This is a genomic window from Rhodanobacter sp. A1T4 (assembly GCF_014207185.1).
Classification (GTDB): Bacteria; Pseudomonadota; Gammaproteobacteria; order Xanthomonadales; family Rhodanobacteraceae; genus Rhodanobacter.
Window position 1 is genome coordinate 1 of sequence record NZ_JACHCP010000011.1, and the last position, 19,587, is coordinate 19,587.

At 60.4% G+C, this 19,587-nt stretch carries 16 protein-coding genes; 10 read left to right on the forward strand and 6 right to left on the reverse strand.

Annotation, left to right across the window (positions count from 1 at the left end; translation table 11 throughout):
- The first annotated feature begins 299 nt into the window (after window positions 1–299).
- Complete coding sequence (locus HDE80_RS19415) at window positions 300–1,121, forward strand: isocitrate lyase/phosphoenolpyruvate mutase family protein (RefSeq protein ID WP_184673615.1); 822 nt, start codon at window positions 300–302, stop codon at window positions 1,119–1,121.
- Window positions 1,122–1,386: 265 nt separating this feature from the next.
- Here HDE80_RS19415 and HDE80_RS19420 read toward each other — a convergent pair whose 3' ends face one another.
- Window positions 1,387–2,823, reverse strand: coding sequence for a cytochrome c peroxidase (locus HDE80_RS19420; RefSeq protein ID WP_221437728.1), 1,437 nt, complete (start codon window positions 2,821–2,823; stop codon window positions 1,387–1,389).
- Between the two features lie 180 nt (window positions 2,824–3,003).
- Entirely contained in the window at window positions 3,004–4,752 is a 1,749-nt protein-coding gene (locus HDE80_RS19425; protein WP_184673616.1) for an alkaline phosphatase family protein, read from the reverse strand.
- 423 nt (window positions 4,753–5,175) lie between these two features.
- Here HDE80_RS19425 and HDE80_RS19430 point away from each other — a divergent pair, with 423 nt between their 5' ends.
- From HDE80_RS19430 to HDE80_RS19455, 6 genes are all read left to right on the forward strand, one after another.
- Window positions 5,176–6,333, forward strand: a complete 1,158-nt coding sequence (locus HDE80_RS19430; protein ID WP_184673618.1) for a GGDEF domain-containing protein — start codon at window positions 5,176–5,178, stop codon at window positions 6,331–6,333.
- Window positions 6,334–7,004: 671 nt separating this feature from the next.
- Window positions 7,005–7,811, forward strand: coding sequence for an isocitrate lyase/phosphoenolpyruvate mutase family protein (locus tag HDE80_RS19435; protein WP_184673620.1), 807 nt, complete (start codon window positions 7,005–7,007; stop codon window positions 7,809–7,811).
- A gap of 92 nt (window positions 7,812–7,903) precedes the next feature.
- Window positions 7,904–9,268 (forward strand): dipeptidase, encoded by a 1,365-nt coding sequence (locus HDE80_RS19440; protein WP_221437729.1) that lies wholly within the window; start codon window positions 7,904–7,906, stop codon window positions 9,266–9,268.
- A 202-nt stretch (window positions 9,269–9,470) separates the two neighbouring features.
- Complete coding sequence (locus HDE80_RS19445) at window positions 9,471–11,270, forward strand: DUF885 domain-containing protein (RefSeq protein WP_184673815.1); 1,800 nt, start codon at window positions 9,471–9,473, stop codon at window positions 11,268–11,270.
- Window positions 11,271–11,460: 190 nt separating this feature from the next.
- Window positions 11,461–12,282, forward strand: a complete 822-nt coding sequence (locus HDE80_RS19450; protein WP_184673622.1) for an RDD family protein — start codon at window positions 11,461–11,463, stop codon at window positions 12,280–12,282.
- Window positions 12,282–13,301, forward strand: coding sequence for a GYF domain-containing protein (locus HDE80_RS19455; RefSeq protein WP_184673630.1), 1,020 nt, complete (start codon window positions 12,282–12,284; stop codon window positions 13,299–13,301). Before HDE80_RS19450 ends, HDE80_RS19455 begins: the two co-directional genes overlap by 1 nt.
- 105 nt (window positions 13,302–13,406) lie before the next feature.
- On the opposite strand, the gene HDE80_RS19460 is transcribed toward HDE80_RS19455, so the two are convergent.
- Entirely contained in the window at window positions 13,407–14,270 is an 864-nt protein-coding gene (locus HDE80_RS19460) for an SDR family oxidoreductase (protein WP_184673632.1), read from the reverse strand.
- A gap of 83 nt (window positions 14,271–14,353) precedes the next feature.
- Between HDE80_RS19460 and HDE80_RS19465 the strand changes: the two genes are divergently transcribed.
- Window positions 14,354–14,788 (forward strand): helix-turn-helix domain-containing protein, encoded by a 435-nt coding sequence (locus HDE80_RS19465; protein ID WP_184601368.1) that lies wholly within the window; start codon window positions 14,354–14,356, stop codon window positions 14,786–14,788.
- A gap of 115 nt (window positions 14,789–14,903) precedes the next feature.
- Here HDE80_RS19465 and HDE80_RS19470 read toward each other — a convergent pair whose 3' ends face one another.
- Together HDE80_RS19470 and HDE80_RS19475 are read right to left on the reverse strand one after the other, a co-directional pair.
- Entirely contained in the window at window positions 14,904–17,303 is a 2,400-nt protein-coding gene (locus HDE80_RS19470; RefSeq protein ID WP_184673634.1) for a glucose/quinate/shikimate family membrane-bound PQQ-dependent dehydrogenase, read from the reverse strand.
- 266 nt (window positions 17,304–17,569) lie between these two features.
- Window positions 17,570–18,202, reverse strand: a complete 633-nt coding sequence (locus tag HDE80_RS19475; protein WP_184673635.1) for a DUF4124 domain-containing protein — start codon at window positions 18,200–18,202, stop codon at window positions 17,570–17,572.
- Between the two features lie 317 nt (window positions 18,203–18,519).
- Here HDE80_RS19475 and HDE80_RS19480 point away from each other — a divergent pair, with 317 nt between their 5' ends.
- Entirely contained in the window at window positions 18,520–18,924 is a 405-nt protein-coding gene (locus HDE80_RS19480) for a DoxX family protein (protein WP_184673637.1), read from the forward strand.
- A 41-nt stretch (window positions 18,925–18,965) separates the two neighbouring features.
- Here the strand turns inward: HDE80_RS19480 and HDE80_RS19485 are convergent, their stop codons facing one another.
- A complete protein-coding gene (locus tag HDE80_RS19485; protein WP_184673639.1) occupies window positions 18,966–19,142 on the reverse strand; it encodes a hypothetical protein in 177 nt (58 codons plus the stop codon).
- A 51-nt stretch (window positions 19,143–19,193) separates the two neighbouring features.
- Between HDE80_RS19485 and HDE80_RS19490 the strand changes: the two genes are divergently transcribed.
- Window positions 19,194–19,529 carry a hypothetical protein gene (locus tag HDE80_RS19490; protein WP_184673641.1) on the forward strand — a complete coding sequence of 112 codons (336 nt, stop codon included), beginning with the start codon at window positions 19,194–19,196 and terminating at the stop codon, window positions 19,527–19,529.
- Window positions 19,530–19,587 lie beyond the last annotated feature (58 nt).

Consider the following 19,587-nt stretch of genomic DNA (forward strand, 5'->3'; position numbering starts at 1 on the left):
GGGCAACTGCTGGTCGACGACGTCCAGCAGATCAGGATCGGTCAGCGCGTTGAAGAAGTCGTAGGCGTGGATGGCCCGCGAGCGTTGCCGGATCCGGCAACGTTGCGGCCGACGCGATCGGCAATTAGTGTGCATGGCGGCTGGCGGCCTTTGTGGGCCGTCTGTTTGGGTCGGACCAACAGTTGGCAGCAAAGGGGACGGAGATAGTTAATCTGGGCGATTATCGCCTTTATTTGGCAATGGGAAAGTTGACCACCATTCGATACCCGGTTCTTCGCGCATACCAAGATGAGGCTCCGATGACTCGTACAGTTGCTGACAAACGCACCATCTTTCGCGCCCTGCACCAGCAAGGTTGTTTCGTGCTGCCCAATCCCTGGGATGTGGGCAGTGCACGGATGTTGCAGCACCTAGGCTTTGCAGCGCTGGCCTCGACTAGTTCGGGTTATGCCTGGTCAACAGGTCGCCCCGACTATGCGGTGACGCTTACGGATGTACTACAGCATCTGGCTTCTCTGTGCGAAGCGGTTGATCTGCCGGTGAACGCCGATTTCGAGTCCGGTTTTGCATCCGATCCCGAAGGGGTAGCGGTCAATGTCGGGCTCGCCGTGCAGGCGGGTGTGGCGGGCCTCTCGATTGAGGATCGTGATATCGAGGCCCCATTCGGCCTCTACGACAGCGCCTTTGCGGTGGAACGCATCCGTGCTGCCCGTGCAGCGATCGATCGGTCAGGCGAGGACGTCATACTGGTGGCTCGTACCGAGGGCCTGCTGCACGATGCCGATGCCATCACGCCGGCCATCGACAAGCTGGTTGCTTTTGCCATGGCGGGGGCCGACTGCCTGTATGCGCCGGGCGTACGCGACAAGGCCCATATCGCGACGATGGTCCGTGCGGTGGCACCCAAGCCGCTCAATGTTCTGGTCATGGACACCGGATGGAGCGTCGCCGAACTGGCCGATCTCGGCGTGCGACGCATCAGTATCGGCGGTGCGTTGGCACGGGCTGCCTGGGGCGCGGCATTGGTGGCTGCCGAACAGATCAGGACCGGTTCGTTTAAGGGTCTGGCCAATGGAACGCCAGGCAGGCAACTGAACGATATCTTCGCCGGCTTCGCTTGAATCTCTGCCGCGATTCTTTTAGGTCTTCAAACTCTAACGGGTTGCCGCTGGCCTTCTAACGGTAGTCCCCCGGTCGATGGAAGAACATGCGCGATGGCTGATCTCCGTCGGCTGCTCGGAAGAAATAGCCAGTGAAATTCGCCATCAGCTCTCGCGAATAAAATCGACAAAGGCTCGCAGCCGTAAAAGCAGGTTACAGAGGTTAGGCTAAAGAGGAAACGGCCGTCGCCGAGCCTAGTCGCTGCGGTGACCCCGTATGGTCAGGCTACTGAGTATCTTTAGTGTTGCTCGTTTCCGCCGGCTGCGGTGTTGGTGTATAGCCATCATCCAGCGTATGCACGAAGGCGATGATGTCCTGGATGTCGAGATCGGACATTGCTGGTGCGTCGCCGACTTTTCGGTCGAAGGGAGCATCTTTGATGTCGACGTTGCCTTGCAGTGCTTTGGGGATGTCGTTGTAGAGCGCGAGTTTGCCGCTGGCGTCGCGGGGATAGATTTTTTCGGGCTGGACGCTGCGCAGGTTGTAGAAGTCCATCACCTGTTTCAGCGTGTTGTACGCGCCGTTGTGGAAAAACACGGAGCGGCGGTCGACGTTGCGCAGGGTCGGGGTGAGGAACATGCCGCAGTATTGTTTCTGGCTGGCCAGATCCTTGCGGATGGGGCCGCATAGCCCGAGGTCGAAGTGCTCGGCATTCTTGTTGAGTTGCAGGTGCGGGTTGCGCGGTACGCCGAGGGCTTCGTACTGGGTGTCGGTGAAAAGCGGTGGCAGGCCATCGCGGCTCACCTGACTCAGGTGGCAGGCGGCGCAGTTGCCTTTTTGTGGATCGTTGAAGGCCTGCAGGCCGCGCATTTCGGCGGGGTTGAGCCGGGCCTTGCCTTGCAGCCACGCGTCGTATTTGCTGGTGAAGGCGTGGAAGGACGGGTCTTCGATCTGGTAGCGCACGATGGCAAACATCGCTTCGGACACGAGCCGATCCGGATCGTTGAAGATGGTCGGGCCGAACAGTTGGATAAATCGCTGGCGGTAATCGGCGGTGGTCAATTTCCCGGCGATCGCGACCACGCTGACGTTGGCCATTTCGGCCGGATCAAGTGCGGGGAAAAAAGCCTGCCGCTGCAGCGAGTCGGCACGACCGTCCCAGAACAATCCGCCTTGCGGCACCATGGCTATCGGTTGCGTGGTACCGGCTGATTTCTGTGCCCTGGGGTCACCGCTGGCCGAGGCTGCCACGGCGTTGAGATTGATGGTTACATCGTCCGGACTGGTATCCGGGCCGATGCCGAACGGTTGTTGCCGGTACAGATAGGCCAGCGAGGGCGGCGGCCGGTAGCCGAAGCTTTTCAGATCCGCGCCACCCGGCTGGACGGTGAGTTTGTTCGGCGGATTGTAGGCGTACTTGGGGCTGTGGCAGGACGCGCAGGATTGCTGCCCCGAGCCTGATAGCGATGCATCAAAAAACAGCAGCTTGCCCAGTTGCGCGACCGCACTCAGCGGCTGCACTGGCGGGAGATTCAATTGCACAGGATGCGGGTTGACGCCATCCGAACCAACCGTTCCTTTACCTGTTTGCGCATCGGCACGATTGGCCAGTCCATAGGCGAGCAGGCAACTGGAAACGAGAGCCAGACAGCAAGCGGCTTTCAGCCGATGGGCGTGGTTGCGAGATGCAGGGCGTTGGGATGATCGGGCGTCGGACGGCAAAGCGGGAATCCGGTAGCTTCAATGGGATTGGCGAGAATAAATCATCGTGGATCCCCTCATTACAGCGGGATCGCGACATGCAGGTGAGGCCATACGTAGAGAAATCACCCGTGCCCAGTGGAACGTCTGGGCACGGGTGAGTCCGTTAGGGCTTACACGGCGTTGCCTGAAGGTGGTGCTTTACGGCCAGCGGGGATCGGTGTGCTTGGCGATTACAGTGCCCTGGTTAGGGTCCAGGAAGAGCGGTCGTGCCAGATCGAACGGGTTACGGCGGAAGTCGAACATGCCCATGATGCTACCGGCTGTCGCGTCGTTCGAACCCTGGCCGATACGCTGACCGCCGAGCCAGTTGTCTTCGATAAAGCGCACCACCGAGGATTGCGTGATGCGGGTATCGTCGACGTAATTGACGCGTGCATAGGGCGAGATAACCAGGAACGGAACGCGCGTGCCGGGGCCGCAGCGGCCATTGACGACGCCACCATGCACGCCGATGCCCGGCTTGGCATTGGGACCGGTGCATTTGCCTGAGCCATTGAGCTGATCGGCGCCCGTGACTGAACCTTCCGGCGTGGTTGAATCGAACGAGGCCGTGGTGGGTGACGCATAACGATGGTCGTACCAGCCATCGGAATCGTCGTAAGTGATGATGACCGCCGTATCCTTCCAGTCGGGCTGGTGCTCCAGGAAGTTGATGACCTTGACGACGAATTCCTGTTCATCCAGAGGATCCGAATTGCCTGGATGCGCATCATCCACTGCGGGCGCTTTCAGATAGCTCACCGAGGGGAAGTTTCCGGCGGACACGGCGCTGAAGAAATCGTTCACGTCGTATTCGTGGTGAACTGGCGTTGCGCTGCTGTCTTTCGGGTCGGTATAGCCAATCTTGCTGATTGAGCTCGGGCGTGCGTGAGATGCGTTCGCCGTGGATGCGTAGTACTGGAACCAGTTGTGATGGGGGGTGTAGTCGGTCTTGGTCGCAGCCAGCACGCTGGAATAGGTGCTACGTGCGCAGCCCGTCGTTCCGTTGCTGTTGGTGGCGGTCAGGTCGAAGCCGCCCATGAAGCCGCCCCAGGTCAAATTGTTGGCGTTCAACAGATCGCCAATGTTCTTCGAGGTCATCCGGGCCGTGCTGGACGTCGAGGAACAGCTGTCGTAGGCCGGGTCGGTGTCGCCGATCAGGGTCAAGCCGCCCTGGGTATCGGGAACGGTCGACGCCGAGCCGACGATGGCCTGGGCGCCGTTGGTAGTGCCAGATACCACTTCGAGCGCGCCTGGTGTCGAGGGTCCAAAGGTGTCGGTATAGGCATTGTCGTTAAGCGCAAAGTGCTGGGCGTAGTTCCACATCGCGGTCACGGTGTTGCCATCGAAGTAGGCCATGACTAGACCGTTGGTGCCAAAGGTACCGGTGCTGCTGACCGTGTTGTTGCCGGTGTAGGCGGGGAACCGATCGGCTGCACCGTTATCGTAGGCCAGCTGTTCCGGCGTATAGGAATGGTTCTGGCCTTCGGTGTTGGCCTGCGTGCGATCCAGCCGGAACGGATTGACTGCGTTGACGCCGTTGACCGGATTGAGTGCGTTCGGGTTATGCGTCAACAGGGCAGGTGTCAGGCCCTCGACGGCAGGCGTCGACCGCTTTGCGGTGAACACCGGCTCACCAGGCGGATTCTGGGCTACCGGGTAGGTGCCGAAATAATGATCGAAGGAACGGTTCTCGCCAAAGATGACCACCAAGTGCTTGATCGGTGTGGCGGTCCGTACGGCGTCCTGGGGAGTCGTACGCCCAGGCCATGGCCAGTTAATCCCGTGGTCTGGGGAAAGCGTTTGATCCGCAGGCGAAGTCACCTGCGCCGAGACTGCGAATGCCAACCCCACTGAGGCGATCGAAGCGCACAGCAGCGTCTTGCGGAATAGTTGAGGGCGGAACATAGGAGAACTCCTGTTGATAGGTGCAACGAGACAGGGCTAGCCGGACAGGGCGGCCGCAGCGAAATTCAGTGAATCTCCTCCGTGGTTACGGCAAGCCACGTCGGGAGCGCGCACGGCTCGGGGGCCATTCAATCATCCGGATATGAACATTCCGAGACAGGTCAGCACTGCTTCGCTCGCAGCAAGAAGATGCGATGCGCCGTGGCGTATTGCTGCTGAACCCTGCACGGGGAATGCCGCTGCCGCTCAGCGCATGGCGCAACCCACGCAAGGGTGATCGACTGTGATGCCGCTATCACGCAGCATCGGGCCTCATTGGTGTCTAGCTGGCCATACCGATACGGTGGTGCAACACTGCGGACGCATAGGCGTTCAAGCCGTATTCCTGCCATCGTCAAGTTCGAACATAGGTGCCTGCTCGGCATGTCCGCAACACGCAAGGCTGCATCCGATACGGTTTCCCCTGGTGTGCCGCTGTCGGCAGTGGGTGCTTCATCCGGCGATCAGCGCCTGATCAGCACGCATTCGGCCTTCTGGGTGATGACTCGCCGCGTGACGATACTGGCAGCCTGCGTTGATGTGGCTTTCCTGGTGTTTTTTCTGGCTGTGGATTCGCCACTCTTGGCGTGGCTCAACGTGGTCAGTATTGGCATGTATGCCGCGGCCTACGGGCTGCTGGTGCGACGCCGAAATTCCCCCGCGCTGTTGCTGATATGGACGGAGGTAGTCGCACATGCCGCGATCGGCACCATGCTGGTGGGTTGGGACAGCGGTTTTCACTACTACTTGCTTATGTTCATTCCCGCCATCGTGGTCAGCGGCGGCTGGCGCAGGGTGATGGCGCCGTTGATCGTTCTGTTCTTTTCCTATCTCGGCCTGCATGCCGCTGCTCATGCTGTCGGTGCGCTGGCCCCACTGGGCGAGTCGGCGCTGCAGATTCTCAACGTGTTCAACGTTTCCATTTTCTTCGCGATGGCCAGTTATACGGCGCGCTTCTACTACGGCCTGGTGCGCAAGAGCGAGCGCAAGCTGCGCGAACTGGCGACCCGTGACGCGCTGACTGGATTGTCCAACCGGCGACATCTGATGGACCTGGCCTTGCCGGAAATCGCGCGGGCGCGACATGCCAGCGAGACGCTGTCACTGGTGCTCGCCGATATTGACGATTTCAAGCAGATCAACGATGGCCACGGTCACGAGGCGGGTGATCTGGTCCTGACGCGGGCTAGTCGACTGTTCCGCGAAGCATGCCGGACGCAGGACATCATCGCGCGCTGGGGCGGTGAGGAGTTTCTTTTCCTGCTACCGAACACCGAGCCCGACGATGCGGTGGATTTCGCCGAGCGTGTACGTGCGGGTATCGCCGATATGCTGATCGATCACGCGGGCGAAACGATTGCCTTCACCCTCTCGATGGGTGTCGCCATACTGGCCACGGGGGAAGATCTGGACGATGCGATCGGCCGCGCCGACAACGCGTTGTACCGAAGCAAGACCGATGGCCGTAACCGTGTGACGCTGGCGCCATTGACGCGCGCCGATACATCGCCATTGACGGATACGGGAGCGTGTCCGGTCTGATTCGCTCGCTTTGGAAGCCGGGAATTTCACTTTGCGGGTTCTGATCAACAATCGATTTTTCAGTGGTTCGTAATAGTGAATCCGCCGTTCTTGTCGTTGCCATCGATACAGCAAGTCGCCGGTATCGAGCGTCATATTCCACAGGCACCAAGCCGACATGTGGGATCATTCGTTGCCGCTGTTTTTATTCACCCGTTTGAAGTTCGACGATGCTTTGTAGCGACTGCCAGTCCGGTTATCACGCACCCTACGATCGCTTTGATCGGCTGGCGACGAATCCCGCCGGCCCAACCTATCTCATGCGATGCAAGCAGTGCGGTGCCTTATGGAACGAGACGTCCGGTATGCCGGTACTGCTCACCAGAATAGAGGCCAGGTGGCTGTATTCGCTGGCACGTATCTAAATGTGATGGTGTCTTTGCAGCGCCATTTTTGCCGCCTGTCGATTCTCTGTAGACACGATCCAGGCATAACCATGGCATAACCATAAGGTCCCAGGGTGAGTGATGTCGCGCCGATTTTCGGTGTTCTCCCCACACTGCACGGTCTGCATAACGACTGATTCTGCAAGTTGACAACATCGCAGGCGCAGGCATCCTTGTTCGGCGCGGCGGCCTGGACCCGACGCTATTCTGCGAATGACACTCACGACGGATTCGATGGAGATCGTTATGTCCCAGCAAACAGCCACCTTCCGCCGGTTGCATGGCGGCCCCGAACCGCTGCGGCTCCCCAATGCCTGGGATGCCGGTAGCGCCAGACTGTTCGAAAGCCTCGGTGCATTGGCCATCGCCACCACCAGCGCGGGCGTGGCGTGGGCGCTAGGCTATCCCGATGGTGGCAAGATGCTTGCCGACGTAGCGATCAGCGCCGCCACCAGCATGGCGCGAGTGCTGAGCGTGCCGTTGTCGGTCGACATGGAGAACGGCTACTCGGACGATGCAAACGTCGTGGGCGAAACCATCAGGCGGTTGCTCGATGCGGGCGTCGCCGGCATCAACATCGAGGACGGGCGGGACGCGCCAGGCAAACTCGCGGCGAAGATCGAAGCGATCAAGAATGCCGCGTCGAAGTCGGGTTTGGATATTTTCGTCAATGCCCGCACGGATGTTTTCCTGGCGAACCTGGTCGAGGCATCGAAGCGCGTCGACGAAGTGCTGTCGCGAGGCGCGACTTATCGTGCGGCGGGTGCCGATGGCCTGTTCGTTCCGGGGCTACGCGATGCGCCCGAGATCATCGCCATCGTGGAAGGCGTCGGCCTGCCGATCAATCTCATGGCGTACCCTGGTCTGGCATCGGCGGATGAGCTGGGCAAGCTGGGCGTGCGACGCCTGAGCGCAGGCTCGGGCATATCACAGATGCTCTGGGGGCAGGCGGAGAGATTGGCAAGGGATTTCCTCGACACAGGTCGCTCGGAATCGTTGGCCGAAGGCTCGATGCCTTATCCGCAGCTGCAGGCGTTGTTCGCTGGCAAGTGATGCGTCGTTGCTGGTGGGATTCGCGTTTCAGTAGTTCTGCGTTGCCGGGAGCAGCCCTTTTGCGCATCCGGAACAACATGGAGAGAAAAGACATGACGATCAGCAGACGCTCGACCCAGGCCATTGTCGGCCTGGCCACGATCCTGGCCACGATCCTGGCCACGTTGTGCACGTCGTTGGCGATGGCGGCTCGACCCGACGATGCCGCTCTGATTGCGCGCGTCGATCATGTGCTTGCGAAGACGCCATTGATCGACGGCCACAACGATCTGGCGTGGGAAATTCGCGATCGTTTCGCCAATGCTGCTGGCGTGGACCTCAGCGTCAGTACGGCGAACCTTCCGCTGAAGCCGGAAGACGGTGAAATGCAGACGCCGTTGATGACGGACATCCCGCGCCTGCACAAAGGTCATCTCGGTGCGCAGTTCTGGTCGGTGTGGATTCCGCCGACGGTCACCGGCCCTGCGGCGGTGAAGATGACGCTCGAGCAGATCGATATCGTGCACACCATGGTGGGCCGCTATCCGAAGGATCTGCAGATGGCCTATTCGGCGGACGACATCATGCAGGCGTTCAAGGCCGGCCGCGTGGCATCGCTGATCGGCATCGAGGGCGGTCACCAGATCGACGATTCGCTGCCGATGCTGCGCCAGATGTACGCCGTCGGTGCGCGCTACATGACGCTGACCCACACGCTGGACAACGATTGGGCCGATTCCGCGACGGATGCGCCGAAGCATCATGGGCTGACGCCGTTCGGACGCGCGGTAGTGCATGAGATGAACCGCCTCGGCATGCTGGTCGATCTTAGCCATGTATCCCCGGATACGATGCGCGCTGCCCTGACTACCTCGGTCGCGCCCGTGATGTTTTCGCACTCCGGTGCACGTGCACTGGACGATCACCCACGCGACGTGCCGGACGATGTGTTGAAGATGGTGGCGCGCAACCATGGCATCGTCATGGTGACCTTTGCGCCGTCCTATGTGTCGACTGCTCGCAATCGCTGGGAAGCTGATCGCGCTGCCGAGCAGACCCGCTTCAACGCACCACCTTACGCCGGCCTCTACATCGGTCAGCCCGAGCGAGCGAAGGCGGCGCTGGCCGAATGGGACCGCCAGCATCCCAAACCCGTCGTCACGCTGGCGATGGTTGCCGATCACATCGAACACCTACGCCAGGTGGCCGGGATCGACTGCGTCGGGATCGGTTCCGATTTCGACGGCATTCCCGACACGCCGCAGGGCCTGGAAGGCGTCGACAAGTACCCGGCTCTGCTCGTGGAGCTGGCACGACGCGGCTGGACCGACGAGGAACTCGGCAAGCTGGCCGGCGGGAACATGCTGCGGGTGCTGCGCGAAGCCGCCGCCGTGGCCACGCAGCTGCAGGCAAGCGAGCCGCCATCATCGGCAACGATCGAGCAGTTGGATGCTGCCGTCGCGAAGAAACCTTCGTGAAGTAATCCTCATGAAGCGGCAGGCGGATGACATGCAGGAATCCGCGATGCAGGGCGCCGCGCACCGCCCACAAGGCCTTGCGCGTTGTGCTTTCTGTTAGCCGAAAGCGCCGGGCCGGATGGCACCCTGCATGACCTTCGGCATATCCGACATTGCGCCACACGGTCTACCCTCGGTTATCCACCGGGGAGTTATATCCATGTTGAAACCATTGATTGCAGGTATCGCGTTGGCCATCAGTGGCGCTGTCGCCGCACAGGCTGCGCCCGTCAGTTCGTCCACTTCCGCCGCTCAAGCCACACCGGCCTGGGTGGCCAGGAGCGATGCCGACGCCCAGCCGTTGCTGAAAGTACTGGCCGACTTCAATCCCGAGTTTGCCTCGCAGTTCGGTTTTCCAGGCTACGACGACAAAGCGATCGATCTCAAGCCGAACGTGGGCGAACGCTCGCGTGCCGCGATGACGGCAGCGCGTGACGAACTGCAGAAAAATCTGGCGACGGAAACCGATGCGGATGTGCGTCAGGATCTGCAGATCATGATCAAGGCGGCCGATCGCAACATCGAGGACAGCAAGCTCAACGAGCAGTATCTGCTGCCTTACACCGACGTCGGCCAGACCGTTTTCCAAGGCGAGTTCACCCTGCTGCAGGATCAGGTCGCCGCCGCGCGCCGACCATCCGCGCTCAAGCGCCTGCAGTGCTATGTCGGCATGACCGCCGGCTGCACACCGGTAACCAAGGAAGCTCAGGCGCTGTTCCAGGCGAAGCTGGACAATCCGAAGCTGATTGGCCCGTACAAGGTCGAGGTCGAACAGAATCTGGCCAATACCACACGCTATGTCGACGGTATCCGCAAGCTGTACGCCAAGTACAAGATCGACGGCGCCGGTCCCGCACTGGATGCCATGCAGAAGCAGCTGAACGACTACGACGCATGGGTCAAGTCCACCGTGTTACCGCATGCTCGTACCGACTTCCGCCTGCCGCCGGCGGTGTACGCCAACAATCTCAAGCAGGTCGGCCTCGACATCAGTCCGCAGGACTTGATCAAGAAGGCCGAACTGGAGTTCATGGAAACCCAGGCGCAGATGCAGATGATGGCGCCGGACGTGGCGAAGGCCGAGAACATCAATGCCACCGACTACCGCGACGTGATCAAGGGCCTGAAGAAGCAGCAGCTCGATCGCGATTCGATCGAGCCGTATTACCACCAGGTGATCGGCAAGATCCAGGACATCATCCGCCAGCAGGGCATCGTCTCATTGCCCAACCGCGAGATGATCATGCGCGTGGCTTCGGAAGCAGAGAGTGCGGCGGAGCCGGCGCCGCACATGGACCCGCCGCCGCTGATCAACAACCACGGCGAACGTGGCGCCTTCGTGTTGCCGCTCGGCAATCCGCCGAACGGCAAGGGCGACAACCAGGCTTACGACGACTTCACCTGCAAGGCTTGCGCATGGACGCTCACCGCGCACGAAGGGCGGCCGGGGCACGAGCTGCAGTTCTCGGCGATGGTGGAGCATGGTGTTTCGCTCGCGCGATCGCTGTTCGCCTTCAACAGCGTCAACGTCGAGGGTTGGGCGCTGTATTCCGAATACATGATGATGCCGTACGAACCAAAGGGCGGGCAGATGATCGCGCTGCAACTGCGCCTGCTGCGTGCGGCGCGTGCGTTCCTCGATCCGATGCTCAATCTCGGCCTGATCACACATGATCGTGCGCACGACATTCTGGTCAACGACGTGGGTCTGTCCGAGGCGTTTGCCCGCGAAGAACTCGACCGCTTCACCTTCCGCTCGCCGGGTCAGGCCACCGCTTACTTCTACGGCTACTCGCGCTTGCTGGAACTGCGTGCACACACGCAGATCGAACTCGGCAACAACTTCAACCTGAAACAGTTCAACGACTTTCTCATTGCCCAGGGCCTGCTGCCACCAGACCAGCTTGCCGAAGCCGTCGACACGCAATTCATTCCCGCTCACGGAGGCAAGCGCTTCCAATAATCCGGTTGGCACGTCAGCCCAGCAGATTTCTGCTGGGCTGACGTCACTGGGTGATTGCTGACTTTTTCGTTGTCGATGCGCCGGCACCAAAACGTACCTGCGATTGCGCTAGCATCAACTCCGGAATGCCGCCGGGGGGAAGCGTTCCGGCATGCTGCGTCAGCCCAGGATCCCCTCAATGGAGGAGCGGATGGAAGAGGCATGGTATGTGGGCGTGGACGGTCAACCCAGAGGCCCATACGACCGCGACGCGGTTGAGCGCATGTTCGCCAACGGTATGTTCGATGCCGAGGCACTGGTATGGCGAGAAGGCATGCCGGCTTGGGCGTCGTTCACCGAGGCGGGCCTCAGGTGCTCCACTCCTCCACCGCTGCCCGAGTACGCCAGCGTTGACTGGCGCGCACCTAATGGATCCATTGACGTGCCCGCCGGTGTGCGCCCGCCAGATCTCGCAGTCGAAGACGATGGCTGGCAGGATCTTGGTCCCTCGCCGTGGAGTCGATATTTCGCCCGCTATGTCGATACGCTGGTTGTCGGCCTTGCTCTGTGGATGATCGTCGGCTTCGTGCTCGAAGCCATCGATCCAGCGACCTTGCACCGCGTGACCGGCGTCGATGGACTGATGCGTAACCCGCTGTTCTCGAGCATCATGACGTTCGTGATAGTGATTCCTGTGCAGGCGTTGTTGCTAGGCCTGACGGGTACCACGGCCGGTAAATGGCTGTTCGGTGTGCGCATCACACGACACGATGGCAAGCCCATCGGTGTCATGCATGCGTTGACGCGCGAGCTCGAAGTATTTCTTAAAGGCGTAGGTCTGGGGATTCCGATCGTCGCGCTGATTACCCAGATCGTTGGCTACCGCACCCTGGTCAACGAACGTCAGGCAAGCTGGGATGTTCATCGTGCATGGGTGGTGACGCATCGGCCGCCCGGTGGCGTGGCTACAGCACTCTTTGCCATAGGCCTGATCATCTGGGCAGGCGCCATCATCTATATCAAGGTGCGGTGATGAGTATCGCCAGTCAGATGATGCATCTGCGCCAGCACGGCCAGACGCTGGGTCCTTTCGAGGAGGCGGAGGTTCGCCGTCGCTATGACACCGGCGAACTCGGTGCCGATGTCGTGTCATGGTGCTCGGGCGAGTCGCGCTGGCAGTCGCTGGGACGACGTTGGCCGGGCCATCGTCGGGCCTCCCGACAGTGGCCGGCTATCCTCGCCGGACTGTTACTGGTCGGCTCGGCTGTGATCATCGCCGTGCCTGCCTGGAGTTTTCGCATATTGCCGTTGGGAGCGCAGCAACCACACGTACTGTGGATGTTGGAATGCACGCTGATCGCGCTGGCACTGGCCATCATCAGCATTGGCAGCTGGCGAATTCGTCGTCGTGCCCAATCGCCCGGACTCATGTTTGTCCTCGGCAGCCTCGTGATTGTGCTGGCTGCCGTGATCGGCGTCAGCTTGGCGAAAGTGAGCGCGTCGTTGCTTGCCTATCGGTTACGGCAGGACAACGCGCTGGTTTCCTTCAATGAAAATTCCCACGACATTGTCATCAAGGGCGCCATTGGCCCACACCTCACCAACGATCTGGATATGGTGATCAAGGCCCATCCTGATGCATTGAAGATCCTTATTCGAAGCCAGGGTGGCCTGGTCAACGATGCGTTCCGCACGGCTGAGGTGATCACCGCCGCGCATCTTCCGCTGGAGGTCGTCAATTACTGCGCCAGCGCCTGTGTGCTGCTTTGGGCCACCGTGCCCCAGCGCGAGATGGCGCCGGGTTCACACCTCGGCCTGCACCAGAACAGCCTGTCCCATGAATTCGATCCTGCACTCAATGAGGTAGCCAAGCAGAAGCTTGAGGTCCGCAGCGTCGCCGCGCTGGATCATGCCGGCTTCTCGCCCCACCTGCAGTGGGAGCGGCGCTCGACACCGCCGGAAAAAATTTTCTGGGTCAGCGTGACAGAGGCGAAGGCCGAAGGTGTGGCATTCAATCTCGTTACGGCGCCGGGGCCACACGTTCAGTTTTGAGTGACAAGAGAGGTCAGCGTGCGCTTTACACCAAAAGGCACGCAGCCCCATTTCGTGCGTTGTGAAACCTGCCATTAACGGGCTCTGTCCCAGTTACCCGATTATTTATCCGGCCTGCTTTGCCAGTGCCCATGCAACGGTTTCTTTCATCGGTGTGGTGGGACGTCCGATGAGCTTGCTCAACTGTTTGCTGTCGTCGAAGAGGCCGCCAGCGCTGGCGCCGATGCCCGAATCGGCGAGCACTCCGGCCATGTGTTCCGGCATGCCAGCGGCAACCAGCGCAGCCTTGTAATCGAGCTCCGGCATGTTCACGTACGACACGAGCTTTTTCGACTGTTTGCTGATCTCGGCGGCGAACTCCGCCAGCGTATAGCTGGCGTCTCCGGCCAGCTCATAAATGTGGTTGCCTTGAAGGTTGCTCGTGAGAACGGCGGCAGCAGCGGCGGCGTAGTCGTCCCGCGATGCGGACGAGATACGGCCTTCGCCGGAAGATCCGATCAGCGCGTTGTGGGCGAGCGCTGCCGGAATGGCGAGGGCGTAGTTCTCCGTATACCAACCGTTGCGCAGCAATGCGTAGGGTAGGCCAGAAGCGAGAATGCTGACTTCGGTCTGGCGATGCTCGTCAGCCAGTGCCAAGGGCGATGAATCGGCGTGCAGGAGGCTGGTATAGGCAATGAGCTGTACCTTCGCGCGTTTGGCGGCATCCACCACGGCTTGATGCTGGGTTATCCGCTTGCCGAGATCGTTGGAGGAGATCAGCAATACCTTGGTTGCTCCGTGGAAAGCGCTATCCAGAGTGGACGGCTCATCGTAATCGGCTTTGCGAACCTGCAGGCCCGACGCAGCAAGATCAGCCGCCTTGTCGGGGTTGCGTACGGCGGCAACGATTTGGGCCACGGGCACGGATTTGAGCAGGTTGTCGATAACGAGTCGGCCAAGTTGGCCGGTGGCGCCGGTGATGACGATCATGGGGATGTCTCTCTGTTTGAATGTGAGAGCACGTTAACCTTTATACTTACGTTCAGTAAGTACTGACATAAAGGTAAGTATTCATGAGCGCACGAGAGAAACTTTCCGAGAACGTGAAGCCGCTGGCGTCACGACTGCGGCAAGGCGAACTGCTTTCAACGGATTGCCCGTCTCGCAAGGTGCTGATGCATGTCACCAGTCGATGGGGCGTGCTGGTGCTGCTGGTGTTGCTCGACGGCATGCATCGCTTCAGCGAACTACGACGAAAAGTCGGCGGAGTCAGCGAGAAGATGCTGTCGCAGACTCTGCAATTGCTCGAAGGGGACGGATTTCTTCAGCGCAAGTCATTGCCGGTGATGCCGCCCCACGTCGAGTACACGCTGACGCCGTTAGGTCGAGAGGTTGCCGAGCATGTCAGTGGGCTGGGCGAGTGGATCGAGGTCAATCTACCGCGCATCATGCTGGCTCGCCGCCAGGGCACCAGCAAATCAGCAAGCAGGATGCATGCTTCCAAATAAGCACTTTGCAGTCGTCGCTGACTCAAGCCCGTCGCGAATCACCCATCCATAGGACGCCCGTAGCTGATGACGATCAGCATGCGGGCCTCCTATGCGCGGCGATATCCGCGGCAGGTCAGTTCGACAACTTGTAGGCGATAACATAGTCGCCAAGCTTGGTGCCGAAGGAGCCGTGACCACCCGCGGCAGTAATCACGTATTGCTGACCATCGACGGCATAGCTCATCGGCGTCGACTGGCCGCCGGCGGGAAGACGATCCTGCCACAGCTGTTCGCCGGTGCTGACGTCATACGCACGAATGTAATAGTCCAGCGTCGAGGTGAGGAAGGCGACGCCACCGGCCGTGGTCATCGGGCCGCCCAGGGTCGGTACGCCCAGCTTGAACGGAATCGGGATGGGCGAGCTGTCGCGGATGGTGCCGTTCTTGTGCATCCAGACGATCTTCTTGGTCTTCAGGTCAATGCCGGCCATGTAGCCCCATGGTGGCCGCATGCAAGGAATGCCGATCGGTGAGAGCAAGGCATGCAGATCGACGCCATACGGTGTGCCGTACATCGGCTGGACGCCGTTTTCGGTGCCGGACGGATGCGCGTTGTTTGGTGCGGCCGGATTGTTCGGGCCGCGCGGTATCAGTGTCGATACGAAGGGAACCGCCATCGGATTGGCGATGGCAATCTGCCTGACCGGATCCACCGCAATGCCGCCCCATTCGAACATGCCGAGGTTGCCGGGGAAGACCAGCGTGCCCTGCAGCGAGGGTGGAGTGAAGGTGCCTTCATAGCGCAGCCGGTGGAAGGTTATACGGCACGCCAGCTGGTCGAAGATCGTGGCGCCCCACATATCGGCACCGGTCAGCTTTGCTTCGGGCCGGAAGGTCAATTCGGAGAACGGCTGGGTCGGCGATGTACGATCGCCGGGAGCAGCCCCTTGGGGTACTGGGCGCTCGGGGGCCGGCACGATGGGTTGGCCGGTGCGGCGATCCAGCACGAACAGATTGCCGGTCTTGGCCGGTTGCATCACGGCGGGAACTACACCGTTGGCTGTCGGCAGGTCGACCAGGGTCGGCTGGGAGGGTAGATCCATGTCCCACAGATCGTGGTGCACGGTCTGGTACGACCAGACGCGCTTGCCGGTGTTGATGTCCAGCGCAACCAGCGCGCTCGAATAACGTTCGGCCAGCGGCGTGCGGTTGCCGGCCCAGATATCCGGCGTCTGCACACCCATCGGCATGTAGACCAGGCCGAGCTTGGGATCGTAGGACGCCGTCATCCAGGAATTGGGCGAGTTGTTGGTATAGGTGTGTGTCGCCGAAGGCAGGGCATTTTCGTCCTGAGCACCGGAATCCCAGGCCCAGACCAGCTTGCCGGTATGGATGTCGAAACCACGAATGACGCCGGACGGCTCGCGTGTGGAATAGTTGTCGATGACCGCGCCCGCGACGACCAGGATCTTGTCACTGACGATCGGCGGCGAGGTCGGCTCGTAGAAGCCCGGTGTGTGCTCGCCCATGCCTTCTTCCAGGCTCAGCGTGCCGTGGTCCCCGAAGCTGTCGCACAGTTTGCCGCTATCGGCGTTGAGCGCAATCATCCGGCCATCGTTGACCGGCAGGAAGATGGTGCGCGGGCAGTCCGTCGGCGCCGGCGTGCCATCGGCGTTGAGCGCGCCGGCCACGGTTTCGTGATACGACACGCCGCGACAGGTCAGATGCTGAAAGGTCGGGTTGTCCTGCACCTTGGGGTCGTAGGACCAGCGCAGCGTGCCGGTCTTCGCATCGAGCGCGAACAGGCGCTGATGTTGCGAGCAAAGGTAGAGCGTGTCGTGCACCTTGATCGGGGTGACCTCGAACGTGGTTTCCACCGGGTCGTTCTTGCCAGGCAGGTCGCCGGTGCGGAAGGTCCACGCCACTTTCAGATGCTTGACGTTGGCCGGAGTGATCTGGGCCAGCGGCGAATAGCGTTGACCGAATTGGGTCCGGCCGTAATCGCGCCAGTCTTCGTCCGGCTGAGCGTCGTCATTCGGCGAAAGCGATCCTGCAACGGCGCCCGCAACGGATGCCGCGATGTTGCCGTTGATATCGTGATAGTTCGAGCCCAGACCAATGGCCAATACGACGACGCTGAGGATGGCCGCAATCCACAACGGCCACGTCGGAGTTCTGGTGGTCGGACTATCATCGCGACCCAGATTGCGGGTGATCCAGGGCGTCAGCAGCCACAGGCCCAGCGGAAAGATGATGTCGACGCGAGCTGCCAGTGGCCACCAGTCGAAGCCGATGTCGCTGATCGACCAGGCCAGGGTGCCGATCACGACGATGGCGTAGACCCACAATGCCGACCGTCGCCCCGCCAGCAGCAGGATGCCGGTGAGCAGGATGCCGAGACCGGCAATGGCATAGAAAGGCGAACCGCCCAGGGCAATGAGCCAGGCGCCACCGCCGCCGAGCGCCAAACCTATCAGGATAAAAACGATGCCAGTAATGCTTGGAATGGTTCGCGATCTGCGTGGAGATTGCATGGCGGCCTCGTGCTTGGCGTTCACTGGAAGTGATCAAAGATCGCTATGGCACTGACTTTCAGGCGTTGCCGCCAGGTTCCGGTCAGCATCGAACTGACGATACATTTATTCGATCAAATAATCAGCATGGCGTTATCGGTTGTCATGTTTTCAGTGGTAGCCGAATCGCCTGGGCTATAAATGCGCAAGCCAGTTTCGCGCCAGCTGCAATCGAACCAGTGGCAATCGAATTTCCGTAAAGGGTGATGGGAGTCAGCTACCAGCCCTCAACACTTCACTGTGCCGCCCGCAATTGGCACGCACGGGTGGAAGACGGGCGGTGGTGCTGGCGTGGGCGGGCCAACTGGGCCGGGGCCGTGACCACCACCGTAAGGCGGGCCGCCGCCCCAGTAGCCAGGGCCAGCGTTGTAGTACGGCCCCCCATTGTTGTTGACCGGCTGGGACAGTTGATCAAGGTACTCGGCGTTTTGCTGGCGCAGCGCATCGTTCTCACCTTGCAGCCGGCTGCGGCTGGCTGCGGCATCGATCAGTGCCTGCTGTCGGTCGGCTTCTTCGCGCTGTCTTTCCAGGGCGGCTTCGTCAGCCTGCTGCTGGGCCTTGGCTTCCATCCGCTGCTTGCGAGCTTCGAGGCGCTGTTTATAGAGCGAATCGATATTGTGCGAAACCGCATAGCGTTTGGCGACATCGTCCTGACCCAGGTCGAGATACTGGTCAATGATTTCGCTGTCGTCGGCCTGGTGGAGCAACTCGCCTTTACCGCCAGGGCAGGGTCGGTCGGTGTAAGCGACCTGCCCATTCTTGGTGCACTTGTAGATGTCTTGCGCGCCAGCAGATCCCGCAGCGCCCAGCAGCAGAATGAGGACGCACAGAAGGCGATTTTCCCGGGTCAGAATTTCCATAGTCACGTGCATTGTGCGCCAACGCCACGTAATGAAAACGTTGAGGTGGAAAATACCGCATTACGGTTGCTTTTGAATCACCCCATAGCTTTCCCTGGCGGCGCCACGATGACTGGCTCGTGTTCGTGCTGTTCTGGTTTCGAGCATGCCGAAGTCAGATTTCGGCGCCTCTACCTGCTCCGTTTCAGATGGCCATTTATTAGCGCAAAGTAGCCATGTTGGGCACGGTTTGCGCGTGGAGATTGGCGTCGCCAGGTTGTATTGTCATCCACGCCGTCATCGCCGACGGTCCATGCCGATGGACTCAGGAGATTTCCATGCAAGGTTCCACTGATCTGGGCAAGTTGGTGCTTCGCGTTGTGCTGGGTGTCTTGATCTTGTTTCATGGTGTTTCAAAATTGATCCTCGGTCCGGGCTATGTGCTTGGCGTCGTGGCCCAGGCTGGCCTGCCATCGTTCATCGCCTACGGCGTCTATATCGGCGAGGTTGTTGCGCCGGTGCTGCTCATCCTGGGTCTGCTGGCGCGATTGGGTGCGGTGATCATCGCCATCAACATGGTTGTCGCGCTCGCACTGGTGCATGTGAGTCAGTTGATCTCGCTGGCTAATACAGGCGGCTGGGCGCTGGAATTGCAGGGCATGTACTTGGGCACCGCCATTGCCATCGCGCTGCTTGGCGCTGGACGTTTCAGTGTGGGTGGCAGTAACGGCCGCTGGAACTGACAAGTGTCCGTTTTGCTGCTCATGAACCGAACGAACGCCAGTTATTGAAGCATGGCGTTCGTTCGATCTCTAAACTTGATGATGGTTCGATCACCATCGAGAGCCATTGCAAAAATTGCTGCTAACTGAATCAGACGGCTATTTCGTTTTCCTTGGAAACGCAGTAGTGGCGCGATGTCCGGACGTCCAAAAAAGCCAAGCTGAAGATCGATAATCATTTTGCACTGCACCACTTGTCAGCGTGATTCAATTTGCGTAGTTTTAGATGCATGCTTTCTGCCTTCATCCATAGCCGTCCTTTGCTCCGCGCGTTGATCGCGTTGGTGCTGTTTGCCGGACTGTTGGGTACGGCGGCAGCGACGCATGCGAGTCTCACCTTTGTGCACTCGGTAGCTGCGGTTGTCGATACCGTCAATGGCGATCTCGATACCTCCGCGCTTGATGACACCGTGTCGGCGGAGGATAACGGCCCCAATGACACGCTTGATGTCCCGGATGCTTTGACGGTGCCGCAGGCACTACCTCCAAAGTCCCGTCCGACGACGGCACATGCAGCCCCGCTGCAGTGGCACGCCACGTCCGAGCTGCGGCCACCGATCGTCTAGGCGCCATGCCTGCCGCCATCTGTCCGGACGCGGCCTTTCTCTTCCTTTCAGCCCTTCG